This window comes from Anaerobacterium chartisolvens, assembly GCF_003337415.1.
GTDB classification, from domain to species: Bacteria; Bacillota; Clostridia; order Acetivibrionales; family DSM-27016; genus Anaerobacterium; species Anaerobacterium chartisolvens.
Genome location: NZ_QPJT01000011.1, coordinates 1 through 13,347 on the forward strand (window position 1 = coordinate 1; position 13,347 = coordinate 13,347).

At 40.3% G+C, this 13,347-nt stretch carries 13 protein-coding genes and 1 CRISPR repeat array; of the genes, 11 read left to right on the forward strand and 2 right to left on the reverse strand.

Features of this window, described 5'->3' with window-relative positions; all coding sequences use genetic code 11:
* The first annotated feature begins 201 nt into the window (after positions 1-201).
* Positions 202-2,090: direct repeats of the CRISPR family, unit length 37 nt; unit sequence GTTTAAGAGCAAGTTCCATTAAAACAAGGATTGAAAC.
* 98 nt (positions 2,091-2,188) lie between these two features.
* The 11 genes from cas1 to DFR58_RS22500 all read left to right on the forward strand — a co-directional run bounded on the left by cas1 (position 2,189) and on the right by DFR58_RS22500 (position 11,800).
* Positions 2,189-3,181: a CRISPR-associated endonuclease Cas1 gene (gene cas1 / locus DFR58_RS10550; RefSeq protein WP_114297816.1), complete on the forward strand. Its 993-nt coding sequence runs from the start codon at positions 2,189-2,191 to the stop codon at positions 3,179-3,181.
* Entirely contained in the window at positions 3,175-3,465 is a 291-nt protein-coding gene (cas2, locus tag DFR58_RS10555; RefSeq protein ID WP_114297817.1) for a CRISPR-associated endonuclease Cas2, read from the forward strand. Before cas1 ends, cas2 begins: the two co-directional genes overlap by 7 nt.
* The gene (gene cas4, locus DFR58_RS10560) at positions 3,440-4,051 is read left to right on the forward strand and encodes a CRISPR-associated protein Cas4 (protein ID WP_114297818.1); all 612 of its coding nucleotides are present in this window, start codon (positions 3,440-3,442) and stop codon (positions 4,049-4,051) included. Before cas2 ends, cas4 begins: the two co-directional genes overlap by 26 nt.
* 31 nt (positions 4,052-4,082) lie before the next feature.
* The gene (locus DFR58_RS10565; RefSeq protein ID WP_114297819.1) at positions 4,083-5,894 is read left to right on the forward strand and encodes a TIGR02556 family CRISPR-associated protein; all 1,812 of its coding nucleotides are present in this window, start codon (positions 4,083-4,085) and stop codon (positions 5,892-5,894) included.
* Positions 5,887-6,801: a type I-B CRISPR-associated protein Cas7/Csh2 gene (cas7b, locus tag DFR58_RS10570; protein WP_114297820.1), complete on the forward strand. Its 915-nt coding sequence runs from the start codon at positions 5,887-5,889 to the stop codon at positions 6,799-6,801. The genes DFR58_RS10565 and cas7b overlap by 8 nt, the downstream gene beginning before the upstream one ends.
* Before the next feature lie 17 nt (positions 6,802-6,818).
* On the forward strand, positions 6,819-7,547 hold the full coding sequence (gene cas5b / locus DFR58_RS10575) for a type I-B CRISPR-associated protein Cas5b (RefSeq protein WP_242987549.1): 729 nt from the start codon (positions 6,819-6,821) through the stop codon (positions 7,545-7,547).
* A 2-nt stretch (positions 7,548-7,549) separates the two neighbouring features.
* Positions 7,550-9,979: a CRISPR-associated helicase Cas3' gene (gene cas3 / locus DFR58_RS10580; RefSeq protein ID WP_242987552.1), complete on the forward strand. Its 2,430-nt coding sequence runs from the start codon at positions 7,550-7,552 to the stop codon at positions 9,977-9,979.
* A gap of 13 nt (positions 9,980-9,992) precedes the next feature.
* Positions 9,993-10,664 carry a CRISPR-associated endonuclease Cas6 gene (locus tag DFR58_RS10585; RefSeq protein ID WP_114297822.1) on the forward strand — a complete coding sequence of 224 codons (672 nt, stop codon included), beginning with the start codon at positions 9,993-9,995 and terminating at the stop codon, positions 10,662-10,664.
* Positions 10,665-10,865: 201 nt separating this feature from the next.
* Positions 10,866-11,183 (forward strand): nucleotidyltransferase domain-containing protein, encoded by a 318-nt coding sequence (locus DFR58_RS10590; protein WP_114297823.1) that lies wholly within the window; start codon positions 10,866-10,868, stop codon positions 11,181-11,183.
* The gene (locus DFR58_RS10595) at positions 11,176-11,565 is read left to right on the forward strand and encodes a HEPN domain-containing protein (protein ID WP_114297824.1); all 390 of its coding nucleotides are present in this window, start codon (positions 11,176-11,178) and stop codon (positions 11,563-11,565) included. The genes DFR58_RS10590 and DFR58_RS10595 overlap by 8 nt, the downstream gene beginning before the upstream one ends.
* Before the next feature lie 109 nt (positions 11,566-11,674).
* The gene (locus DFR58_RS22500; protein ID WP_278278809.1) at positions 11,675-11,800 is read left to right on the forward strand and encodes a hypothetical protein; all 126 of its coding nucleotides are present in this window, start codon (positions 11,675-11,677) and stop codon (positions 11,798-11,800) included.
* A 95-nt stretch (positions 11,801-11,895) separates the two neighbouring features.
* Here the strand turns inward: DFR58_RS22500 and DFR58_RS10600 are convergent, their stop codons facing one another.
* Together DFR58_RS10600 and DFR58_RS10605 are read right to left on the reverse strand one after the other, a co-directional pair.
* Entirely contained in the window at positions 11,896-12,522 is a 627-nt protein-coding gene (locus DFR58_RS10600) for a flavodoxin family protein (RefSeq protein ID WP_114297825.1), read from the reverse strand.
* 110 nt (positions 12,523-12,632) lie between these two features.
* Positions 12,633-13,199, reverse strand: coding sequence for a DUF2179 domain-containing protein (locus DFR58_RS10605; protein WP_114297826.1), 567 nt, complete (start codon positions 13,197-13,199; stop codon positions 12,633-12,635).
* Positions 13,200-13,347: the final 148 nt, after the last annotated feature.

Below are 13,347 nucleotides of genomic sequence, written 5' to 3' on the forward strand. Positions count from 1 at the left end.
CTGTTCTTGAGAAATTATCGGAGTTTTACGGATCTAGCCCCGCAAAGGCATATGGCTGTAAGGTTTAAGTGCCCTGTTACTGATTAGAAAATGGGCAAAAAACGGGATGAAAGGGTCTGGTGTACGGGAAAAAGTACAATATTTAAGGGGCTAAGAAAAGGCTGTAATGGCTGATATGTGAGGATTTTGCCCAAAAGGTCTGTTTAAGAGCAAGTTCCATTAAAACAAGGATTGAAACTAAGCACCTGCCGGCTATAGATATTATTGATTGTCTTATGTTTAAGAGCAAGTTCCATTAAAACAAGGATTGAAACAGCTTGTGGTTTTTGACCCTCCGCACTTAACGTGGGCAGGTTTAAGAGCAAGTTCCATTAAAACAAGGATTGAAACTTACAATTGCTGCGAAGCCGAGAAACACCCATGCTTTGTTTAAGAGCAAGTTCCATTAAAACAAGGATTGAAACCCTGCACTCAATAGCTTTGTATTGTTAACTGCCCATCGTTTAAGAGCAAGTTCCATTAAAACAAGGATTGAAACACGGGTTTAGGGAGGGAAACAACCCCTCCCCCCGTTTGTTTAAGAGCAAGTTCCATTAAAACAAGGATTGAAACTTAGGATAGGATTAGTTTCTTTTTGCAGCATAAGTTTGTTTAAGAGCAAGTTCCATTAAAACAAGGATTGAAACAAGTTACTTATATTTACACCGAATCTACTGTTAAAGGGTTTAAGAGCAAGTTCCATTAAAACAAGGATTGAAACAGATAACAACAAATGGGCATGTGCGGGACGGAGTACTAGTTTAAGAGCAAGTTCCATTAAAACAAGGATTGAAACCAGCCTCCTCTATCATCTTAACAACATCATTCCGGGAGTTTAAGAGCAAGTTCCATTAAAACAAGGATTGAAACACCATTTAGGAATAATATTATCACCTGTATATTTTAAGTTTAAGAGCAAGTTCCATTAAAACAAGGATTGAAACCCAGATATAGTAATGCTAATAAAAATAGCAGACGTATTGTTTAAGAGCAAGTTCCATTAAAACAAGGATTGAAACAGCAGATCCCCAAACCCCAATAAGCCTTAACGGGCTTGTTTAAGAGCAAGTTCCATTAAAACAAGGATTGAAACAAGTTGTGTCATAAACTGACACTCCTACATCATATGAGTTTAAGAGCAAGTTCCATTAAAACAAGGATTGAAACTATTTTTTCTTTGATAATCTATATTTCATTCTCAAGTTTAAGAGCAAGTTCCATTAAAACAAGGATTGAAACATATTTGTAAATCGTTTTCATCCTCAATCAAATGTTGTTTAAGAGCAAGTTCCATTAAAACAAGGATTGAAACAAGAAGAAGGACAGGAATAAATCCGTTAAATCTGTGTTTAAGAGCAAGTTCCATTAAAACAAGGATTGAAACAGTATATCCGTGAGGCTCATCCATTGCTTAGTGCTAGTTTAAGAGCAAGTTCCATTAAAACAAGGATTGAAACATAAGTCTGTATTTTCGTATGAGGCGGCTACAACAAAGTTTAAGAGCAAGTTCCATTAAAACAAGGATTAAAACAAAATAATTTTCTTCTATACTCTGGTGTTATATCTCTAGTTTAAGAGCAAGTTCCATTAAAACAAGGATTGAAACTATCGTTTTCAGTTATTTCATGCATAGGCTTATAGCCTCGTTTAAGAGCAAGTTCCATTAAAACAAGGATTGAAACTTTATAGCCGATAACTGGCTTATCATTTTCCGCATTGGTTTAAGAGCAAGTTCCATTAAAACAAGGATTGAAACTAAAATTCATGTCGAATATATCTTTGGCCTCTACTATGTTTAAGAGCAAGTTCCATTAAAACAAGGATTGAAACAAAGGACCATAGTCACAGTATACCAGTGTCGATCCAAGTTTAAGAGCAAGTTCCATTAAAACAAGGATTGAAACATTATGACCGGCGCATAATGTCCGCATACTTTCGGGGTTTAAGAGTAAGTTCCATTAAAACAAGGATTGAAACGCAATAACATCCGCTACGCTGGACGGGTAAGCTCTTCGTTTAAATGCAAGTTCCATTAAAACAAGTGATAAAAACAGAAAAATTAACAATAAATTTTCCTGTAAATGGAGGAAAACATGAAATAATGTAGAATAGATCTGTTATAAACCTTAAAGCACGGGAGGTATCGCTTTTGAAGCTAATTCTTAATACTCCGGGTCTGTATCTGTGCAAAAGGGGAGAGTGCTTTCAGATACAGACGGATGGGGAGAAACAGGATATTTCTGCAAGAAAGGTCGATCAGATACTTATAACAACAAGGGCCGCTCTTTCTACTGATGCCATAGAGCTGGCTCTGGAAAATAACATAGACATTGTCTTTCTTAAAAATACTGGCAAGCCTTTGGGCCGAATCTGGCACTCCAAGCTGGGAAGCATAACAACAATAAGAAGAAAGCAGCTTTTTCTGCAGGATGAGCCTCTTGGCCTTTGTCTGGTTAAGGAGTGGATCGGGGAAAAGCTGGATAATCAGATGGAGCTTTTAAGTAAGCTGTCCTCAAACAGGAGGGACGAGCGCAGGAGCATGGCGAAAGAGTCTGCGGAGAGAATCAGGAACTGCAAGGACAGCATTATGGCAGTTTCTACCGATAAAAGCATAGATGATGTAAGAGAGTCTATTCAGGGCTACGAGGGCACTGCAAGCAGAATGTATTTTGAGGCACTTTCAATTCTTATACCTCCTAAGTATGAATTTAACGGACGGAGCAGGAGTCCGGCACTTGACCAATTTAATTGTGTGCTGAACTACTCTTATGGAATTCTGTATTCCAGCGTCGAAAAGGCCTGTATTATTGCAGGCCTAGATCCGTATATAGGCATTATGCATACCGACAATTACAATAAAAAGGCTCTGGTTTTTGATCTTGTTGAAATTTACAGGGGATATATGGACGAGATTGTATTCCGGCTTTTCAGCACGAAAAAGGTGGAGGACAGCTTCTTTGATGTTATTGAGTCAGGCTACTATTTAAATAAGGATGGTAAAAGGGCTGTAATAGGAGAGTATAACAAGGAATTGGAAAAAAAGATAAAGTACAGGGGAAGAAATATAGAATTTGCAAATATAATTCAATATGATTGCCATCAGCTTGCAAACAGGATATTAAAGGAGGCAGTGTCTTGCTGATATGGGTAATTTATGATATAGTATCAACCCGCACACGCAATAATATTATAAAAAAATGTAAAAATGCAGGGCTTTACAGGGTTCAGAAAAGTGTTTTTCTGGGGGAGCTGGAAGATAACCAGCTTGATGAACTGAAGCTTGTTTTGGGGGATATGATTAATAATGACAAGGATTCTGTATATATCTTCCCTATGAGCAGGGCTGAGTTAAACAAGGCCGGCTTACTTGGTCAGGCATTTGACAAGGAGCTGATCACCGATGAAATTATCTCAAGGTTTTTTTGATGAATACAGGAACTTTATAACGCCTTCTGAAATTATAGAATTTTCCTACTGCAAAAGGTTTATATACTTTATGAAGTGCCTTGGGATTGAGCAGCATGAGGAAAACAGATATAAGGTTCAGGTGGGCAGGGAAATTCATGAGAGGCGTCAGGATGAGAACAGCAGCTATTTGAGGAAGAAAATAGGAACTGTTGAAAGGATGAACGATGTAAGCCTTGTATCCCGAATATGGGGTATAAGAGGAAAGGTGGATGAGGTTCATACTCTGAATGACGGGACAATGGCTCCTCTGGATTATAAGTTTTCAAAGTTTGATGAAAAAATATATCAAACATATAAAAATCAGTTGATTCTGTATGCGCTTATGATTGAGGAGGTATTCAACAAAGCTGTTGAAAGGGGATTTCTTGTGTACTGCAGGGATGGAAGCAGGCTTGTAGAGGTGGGCATTTCTCAAAAGGACAAGCGTGAGATTTCGGAATGCGTTGCAGAGTATAAGGATGTATTAAACGGCTACTTTCCCAAAGGCACGCGCTATAAGGCAAGATGTACGGACTGCTGCTATAAAAACATTTGCATTGGGTAAATCAAACGAAGTACAGGTGTGGAGGTGAAAAATGCTTACGGGGGTATATCAGCTCGGAGAGTATCTAGGAGAGAATGCGGGAATACAGGGAGGGGAACTGGAGGGTGTGGTCGAAAACCCCAATGAGAAGGGAAGCTTAAAGCACGTAATTAAAATAATATTTGACGAGGACGGAAGGTTTCTTGAGGAAATAGCCTATGAGGAGTTTTCCGAAAGTCGCATAGAGAGATATGCATATAAAAAGGGGGTCGGAGCAAGGGGTGGAGACGTGACCCCCGTCTCAAAGCTTACTGAGCCGTCAAAAACAGTGACAAAAATAAAGGCGGCTTTAAAGGATCTGGTTGCCGGGGCTTCTAAGGGGAAGGAACGGGACATGTTCGCGGCAATATTAAGCTGCTTTGATGAAAATGCCCCACAGCTTGTAAAGCATGTTGAGGAGAAACTGGCAGGTATGGCCTTCGGGAAAAGGGATTCCTCGCTGCTGACAGTTGCCGTAAGGCAGAGGGACAGTGAAAAGTACATGGGTGACTATTCGGTTGTGAAAGAGCGTCTGCTTAAGATGTATGACGAGCAGTATTTTGACAGGTACGGCAAGGTATCCAGAGGACAGGGGATATGCTATTATTGCGGGCGGAGTACGGAGGTTTACGGGTTTGTAAATACCTACAATTCATATACTGTAGATAAAATAGGCTTTGTAAGCGGAGGCTTCAGACAGGAGCTGGCATGGAAGAATTATCCTGTTTGCTCGGGATGCTCACATACTCTTGAGCGGGGCAAAAGATATATTTCAGCCAATCTCACATCAAGGTTTTCAGGCTTCAATTATTCCGTTATACCCAAAATAACCTTTAAGGATAATGAGCAGCAGAATATTATAAGTGAAATAATTGAGGATTTTGAAAGGCATAAATTCTCTCTCTCCCAGAAGGAAAATCTTCTGGCCAGCGAGGATGAGTTTATTGAGGTCATGGCAAACAGCGGAAACAGCATGAATTATAACCTGCTAATCTTTAAGGAGGAACAGTCGGGAAAGGTTTTCAGGATATTGCTTTATATAGAGGATATAGTTCCCAGCAGGCTGAAAAGGATACTAAGGATAAAGGACAGGGTAGAAGAGATAGCATTGTTTAGAAATCTTCCGGGAAAGGATAAGACTGTCTATAACATGCCCTTCAGCTTTGAAAGAATAAGGAGGTTTCTGCCCAACACAAGGATTGAGGGCAGCTTTGACAAGAGCTTTTTGGAGGTGCTGGACAACATCTTCAGCCATAAAAAAATAAGCTATAAGTTTCTTTTAAGAAGGATGACGGAGAAAATACGGTCTGCATTTTTAAGCGGGCAGTATATTGATGTGCTGGTGCTTGAAGCACTTATAAGCATATTGTTTATACAAATGCTGGGGCTTTTCAGCGACAGGGAGGATGGGAGGAGCTGTGTAATGGCAGAAAAAAATGAAAAAAATGCAGAGTATCTGAATTTTTTTGAAACACATTCCGTGGTTTTCGACTCAGATTACAGGAAAGCGGTTTTCCTTACAGGAGTGCTGGCTGACAAGCTTATGTCAATTCAATATAAGGAAAGGAGCAGCAAGCCCTTTTACAGCAGGCTAAACGGTTTAAAGCTTAACACCGGGCTTGTAAAAAGAATTTACAGGGAGGCAGTAAACAAGCTGGAAGAGTATAAAAAGAACTATTACAGGGAGCTTGAGCTGCTTATATGCGAATTTATGCTGGAGCCTCAGTCAATATCTGATGATGATATAAGCTTTTATTTTACGATGGGAATGACGATGTCGAAAAAATTCCAAAAGGAAAAGAAGGAGGAAGGTAAGGATGATTAACAGCAGACAGGAAATTCTTTTTATATATGATGTGACGGACGCAAATCCTAACGGAGATCCTTTAGATGAAAATAAGCCAAGGATAGACGAGGAGACTGGCATTAATATTGTTACCGACGTAAGGCTGAAAAGGACAATAAGAGATTACCTTTATTCATACAAGGGTTTTGACGGAAAGAACGGAAAGGATATTTTTGTAAGAGAGGTGGAATCCGATAAGGGTGGGATTAAGGATGGAAAAGCAAGGGCCAGAGATTTTGGTGAAAAAGCAGGTGCTATTCTTGAAAATGCCATAGATATAAGACTGTTTGGAGGAGTAATACCTCTTCCCGAGGATTCAATAACCTTTACAGGCCCGGTTCAGTTTAATATGGGAAGGTCATTAAATAGAGTTACGCTTACCCATATGAAGGGAACCGGGGCATTTGCCTCTAAAGAAGGAGCCGGTAATAAAACCTTTAGGGATGAATACATTCTGCCGTATTCGTTAATAGCCTTCCACGGCATTGTAAACGAAAATGCCGCCAGAGAAACCCAACTGCAGGAGTCGGATGTGGAGCTTATGCAAGAGGCCCTGTGGATGGGGACCAAAAATCTAATAACGCGGTCTAAGATGGGACATATGCCCAGGATGATGATAAGGGTTGTGTATAAGAAGGATAACTTTTTTATAGGAGAGCTGCAGAAAAAGATAAAAATAAGCTCGTTAATAGAGGATGAGAAGATAAGAGGGCCCGAGGATTTTGTTCTGGATGTTGGAAAGCTTTTAGAGGAGCTGTCTCTACATTCTGAAAAGATAGAGAAGGTAATTTTTATTGCGGATAAAGCACTTAAGCTTGTGAGCAAAGGGGAAGAGGTGGATTTGAATAAAATAGAGAGTATCAGGCTTGAAGAGGCTGTCTATTAAATTAGGAGATGTTGAAAGTGAAAAATAATATTCTGGTATTTGATATATGGGCAGACTACGGACATTTTAAAAAGCCATATACCACAACCTCTCCCCTCACATACTCCATGCCTTCATGTACGGCTCTGGCTGGTATGGTATCTGCGATAATCGGTCTGGACAAAAGGGAGTATAGCAGTTTCTTCGGGAACGGAATGGCGGGCTTTGGAATTTCTCTGCTCAGGCCTGTAAAGAAGGTAAGAATAAGTGAAAACCTTATAAATACAAAAAAGTCTATGAACAGGATTTATGAGAGAACGCAGATAAAATTTGAATTCTTGAAGGATCCATGCTACAGGGTTTATTTCCGTCACTCGGATGAAGGTATATATTCTGCCCTAAAGGCAATGCTTGAAAAGCATAAATCCGTGTATACGCTCAGCATGGGCCTTAGCCAGCTTCTTGCAAACTATGGGTTTGTGGGAGAATATGAGTCTGTGGATATAGAAGGAGGTCATGAGTTCAAGGAGTTTGCATGTGCTTTGCCTGCAGGGCTTTTAGGCAAGGGTGATGTGAATTTTACAAATGATGGTGAGTATTTTACCGAAAGACTTCCTTTGGAGATGAATAATGACAGGATGGTAAAAAGCTATGGCGATGTGCTGTTTGAGAGGGGCTGCGGGAGAATTGCGGCAAGGCTTGAGAAATACATAGACATAAAAGGGCTTGAAGAAAGTATAAGCCTTATTCTGGACGGAGGGAAATAACTTTGCTTTCACATCCTAAAAAGAGGCTATGCAGCCATCTTAAAGACTCCATGCTTATAGGAATTAATGTTCTAAAGCAAATGAAGCTTGATTTTGAACTGTGTTCAAAAGCTGAAATTGAGCGAATTTGCGGTTTAAGCCTGCTTACACATGATATTGGCAAGGGTACGCTGTTTTTTCAGGAGTATATTAAGGATATTGAGGCGGGAATAGAGCCGCCGAGGCATAAAGGAAAAGAAGAAAAGGAGCACGGGCTTTTGTCGGGAGTGCTGTCCTTTGCAATATGCAGAAGGATAACAGGCAGTGATACAATGGCTTTTTTTGCTTATATGACTGTATCAAGGCATCACGGTGCCTTAATAAATTATTCGGATTATTTTAAAAAGCTTAAGCCGACAGCAAGCAGAGAGCTTCTTTTAAGGCAATTTGAAAGCATTGACAGAGCGAGCCTGCAGCAGGAGCTTGATATGGCTGGGATAGAATTTGACATAAAGGGCTATGATGCCTCTGCTTTCCGGCAGGAGCTGGATTTTATGTCCTCGCGTGCTTTTAATTCAAAGGTAAGAGGGATAATAAGAAATAAGGAAACCTTTATTTTAATAAATCTGTTGTTTTCAATATTGATTTTTTCAGACAAAATGGAGGCAATTTCACACAACGCGCATTACGACCTGAAAGAATATATTGAAGGAATTGTCCAATGGAGAGAGCTGCCCGCTTCACTGGTGGATGAATATATAAGGGGTCTGGATATAAAAAATGCGGATATGGCAGGGTGGAGAAATAGGATTTGCGATGATGCGACAGAAAGCGTGTCGGGTATTGATCTTAAAAAGCATAAGATATTGTCGCTGAATGTTCCCACAGGAGCGGGGAAAACACTAACCGCACTCAAGGCCGCATTGAAAATAAGGGAAAGGCTGAATAATGAGGAAAGCATAAAGGCAAGAATAGTATACATACTACCATATACCTCCATTATAGAGCAGAATTATGAGGTGCTTCAAAAGGTACTGGGGGCGCATGACAGCAGAGTATTGCTGAAGCACCACCATCTGGCGGAAAAATGCTACAATGTGGGAAGCACCGAGAGCTATGAAGGAGAGCTGGGCGAGCATCTGGTTGAGGCATGGGATTCACAGGTTGTTGTCAGCACCTTTGTACAGCTACTCCATTCCATATTTACTAATAGAAACAGGCAGCTTATAAAATTTCACAGCCTTTCAAATTCCATAATCATACTTGACGAGGTTCAGAGCATACCGTTTAAGTATTGGAGGCTTATTAAGGAGATATTTTCGGATATGGCCAAAACCTTGAATTGCTTTTTTTTGCTTATGACGGCAACAATGCCTCTTATATTTTCTGAGAAAAATGGGGAAATATATGAGCTGGCATCGGGCAAAGAGATCTACTTTAATGCATTTAACAGGATAGACATTGACGTCAGGCTTTTGGATAGGTTGATGTCTTTGCCGGAGTTCAAGTGCCGGCTGTGCATGGATATAAATAAGTATACTAAAGACAGCTTTCTAATAGTAATGAATACAATAAAAAGCTCAATAAAGGTGTTTCGGTTTCTTAAGGAGAAATTCGGACAGGAGGCTGAGGTTTGCTATCTTTCTACCAATATAATCCCTAAGCACAGAATAGAAAGGATTAACGAGATAAAAAGCAGCAGTGGGAGGAAGATAATTGTTTCAACTCAGCTCATAGAGGCGGGAGTTGACATTGATGTTGAGAGAGTGTACAGGGATTTTGCTCCTATGGATTGCATAACGCAGACAGCGGGAAGGTGCAATCGTGAGTGGGGGGGCAGCAGGGGAATTGTCACTGTGGTAAGGCTTGCAGAGGAGGATACCACCTGCTCAAAGGAGTATTGTGCATATATATACGATGAAGTTTTACGGGAAGCCACACACAAGGCTTTGGGGGGAAAAGATATTATAGAGGAAAGGGATATTTCCCAGCTTTCCCAGCTTTACTTCCGGCAGCTTAAGGACACTGGGAGCGATGATGCAAGCACTTTTTTGATAGAAAAAATTTCGGGGCTTGATTATGATGAGGCTTTTGAGCTTAAGGGCAGAAAGGAAAGCGGTTATGAGAAGGATGCTTTTCAGCTTATTGAGAATGAGTTTAAAACTATTGACATGTTTATAGAGACAGATCAAAGGGCAAAGGAATTATGGAGAGAATACCAAAAGATAAGGCACAGCAGTTGTGACGGCCTGCAGAGGAAAAGAGAATTCAATAAAATAAAAAAGGACTTCTATTCTTATGTTGTAAGCATACCTGAAAAGGCGGTAAAGCTGCATTACAGGGGAGTGACGGAAATGGATATGCTTTTAAGGGTTTCCTTTGAGGAGTTGAGAAACACGTATGATATGGATACAGGATTTTTAAGAGACGGAATTACGGACTATTTTATGTGAAGCGGGTGGGGAAATGAAAGTAAGGATGCTTTTGATAGAGCTTGGTGAGGACAGGATAAGCCCGAGGGATGTGCCAAAATTGAGGGGGTATATTGCGGGTAAATTCCCGGAATTTACCGAGCTTCATAACCATACTGAGAGCAATGGCTTCAAATACGGCTATCCCATGATTCAATACAAGACACTGCAGGGCGTGCCTGTGGTTATAGGCATAAACGAATATGCGGAAAGGCTTGTGGAAGCACTTTACAATATAGACGAGGTTGACGTAGGCGGGAGGCTTATAAAGGTTTTTGAAAAGGCATATAAAATTAAAAGCTATGACTTGGGAAGCAGAGAGGGCTTAGGTCTGTACCGTTTTATATCGCCGTGGATGGCGCTGAATCAGGAAAACCACCGCAGATATGCCGGAATGAGTGAGCAGGACAGGCAGGAGCTTCTTAAAAGGATTTTGACAGGCAATATTCTTTCTATGTCAAAATCCTTGTCTTACAGGGTAGACACGCCCATAAATGTATTGATTAAGCTTGAGCCTGTGAATGTAAATTTCAAAAGCAGGCAGATGCTGGCCTTCAAGGGTGAGTTCATGACTAATTTTCTGATACCCGACTATCTGGGCATAGGCAAATCGGTATCGAGAGGCTTTGGTACAGTGCTGAGAGCGGGAGAGCAGGAGTTTAAATGAAAAGGAAGCGGCAGCTTATATAAAATAAGCTTCAAAAAGCATAGAAGACTCGCATCACCGCCGTACTCCTACCCCTTAAAGAGATCGGAACACAAAGCACTGGTAAATGTCGTTGCTTTTTATTATAATGGGATTATAATAATGCTATTGCAAAATTAAAAAGGCTCGGGGAAAATTATTAAGGCTGGAGGCTATAGGGAAATGCTGACTGCATATGATGTCAAAAGTGAAATAAATTCCATCAAAGAGCAGATACTTTCCGATTATGCTCCTTCAAAAATACTGCTTTTTGGTTCATACGCAAAAGGGACAGCCACGTCAAAAAGCGATATAGATATCTGCGTGATAAAAAATACAGATAACAAAAGAGCATTGCTGAATGAAATGTATCTTAACATTGAAAGCAGCAGGCCGTTTGACCTTCTTTTATATACTGAGGAGGAATGGAATCGGTGTGTCATGGATAGCACAAGCTTTGCCTATCTTATAAATAGAAAGGGAATAGTGATTTATGGTTGACAGTATCAGGCATAATGAGTGGCTTGAAAAGGCACACAGGGACTTAAAGTCTGCAAAAGTACTCAAACAAAATGATTGTGGAAATGATATGGTGGCCTTTCATTGCCAGCAGGCCATTGAAAAATCATTTAAAGGATTTCTGCTCAAGCAAACGGGACAAATAACAGAGGGTCACAGCCTTGTTTATCTTTGCAAAGAAGCTTCACACTATAATATAGAATTTAAAAAAAATCTTAAGGATTGTGCATTTGTAAATCAGTATTACATTGAAACCCGTTATCCTGCTGATGTTCCGCTTGAAGTGTCTGACGAAGAGGCAGACGAATGCATTTTCATAACTGAAAGGCTTTATAATATGGTGCTTGAAAGCATAAGGAAGTGAATGTCCGGGAGATTTCTTACTAAAAACGGAATGCTTACTCTAAATAGCAAGGTTTTCATGCGTTTTCCTGCCGCTTCACAGCAAAAGCCTGCAGCATTTCTTATCAGGTATGCAGAAAGGCATAGAAGTGAGAAATATTCAGATAGTTAAAAATATGCGTGTTCTGGGAATGGCAGCTTCGGATATTGCAAAGGCCACAGGTCTTACAGTGGAAGAGATACAGAATATGAAATAAAGCAAAATGCCTCTGCAATGGGCTTGCAGAGGCATTTTTTAAAAGCTTAAGGCATATTTCGCCTAGAGAATTTGCTTTGCGGCAAGTCCGGCGGCTTAGCGTATAAAATTTGTACGAACACGCGTCTGGGGCTTGGGAAGATCAATGCTGCTTTTGCCGGCATCCACTATTTTTAAAAGCCATGCCATACTGCGTCCCAGATTCTGCATGATCTGCACGCCCTCCAAGTCCTGCATAACCTCCCCGGCATTTGAGCCGTGTATTACATTCCAATAATGTGACGGTGTTATAATAATGTTTGCCAGATTGAGATAATTGTTGAGCTGGTGAAAGGTATCCATCCCTCCCGAGCGTCTTAGGGCGGCTACCGCTGCTCCCGGCTTGTAGTGCAGGTACTGGCTGCCTGCATAGAAAAGCCTGTCAAGGAAGGACTTCATAGAGCCCGCTATACCCGAATAATATACCGGCGAACCTATAATAATGCCGTCGGCTGCTTTAGCCTTATTAATACATTCATTAACCGCATCATCACCAAAGACACATTTTTTATCCTCTAGCTTTTTACATGCCCCACATGCTATGCAGCCATGGATAGCACCCTTTCCTATATGTACAATCTCCGTCTCTATTCCCTCGCTTTCAAGCTCTGCCGTTACAAGGCTTATGGCAGTATAGGTGCTGCCGTTTTTATTGGGGCTCCCGTTTATGGCAAGTACCTTCATTACTAAACACTCCCTCCGAAATAAATTGTATCTGCTAAAAAATTACATCCTTATATAAGACGATATTATGGTTATGGACACCGATAAATAATTATATACCATATTTATATTCAATGTTTAAGGCGCGACGGCTTATTTAAAGGGAATACTCCGTCCTTTGCCGTTCTGGCATCCTCAATTGAGTAAAAGGCCTTTGAATTGCAGTGCCTGATAATGGAGATCACATTGTCGATATCCTTTCTGCGCACAACTGTATATATAAGCTTAACCTCGCCGGTTATTCCCTTTGCGTCCACCACTGTGACACCATAGCCCGAAGCGGCAAGCCTTTCCTTTAAATGGCATTCGTCCTTTACAAGAATTATTCTTACAACCAGAATCCCTATAGCAAGCTTTTCTTCTATAAGAATTCCTACAAAGGTGCCCATTGCAAAGCCTCCGGCATATGCTATATAGCAGAATATATTGCTTAGGTTTTGCATGGTCTGGCCTATTGCAATTAACCATATTAATACCTCGAAAAAGCCCAGAAGAGGTGCAATAAGCTTTTTACCTCTCGATACGAAAATAATACGCATTGTGCCTAGAGAAACATCAAAAATTCTTGAAATAAATATAAGCAAAGGCAAAATAAACCATAAAAATAAGTTTGAATCAAGAGAAGAAAAAAAACTCATAAAACCCTCCATTTGAATTTTGTTGTTTCAGCAGAAATCAAATATTGGCATATATTATTATAATAATTCTTTTTTTATATGAGATCAATCATGCTTTTATTACGGTATTTTGAGAATAACGGAATATAATGGAGCATATGCACCAAGC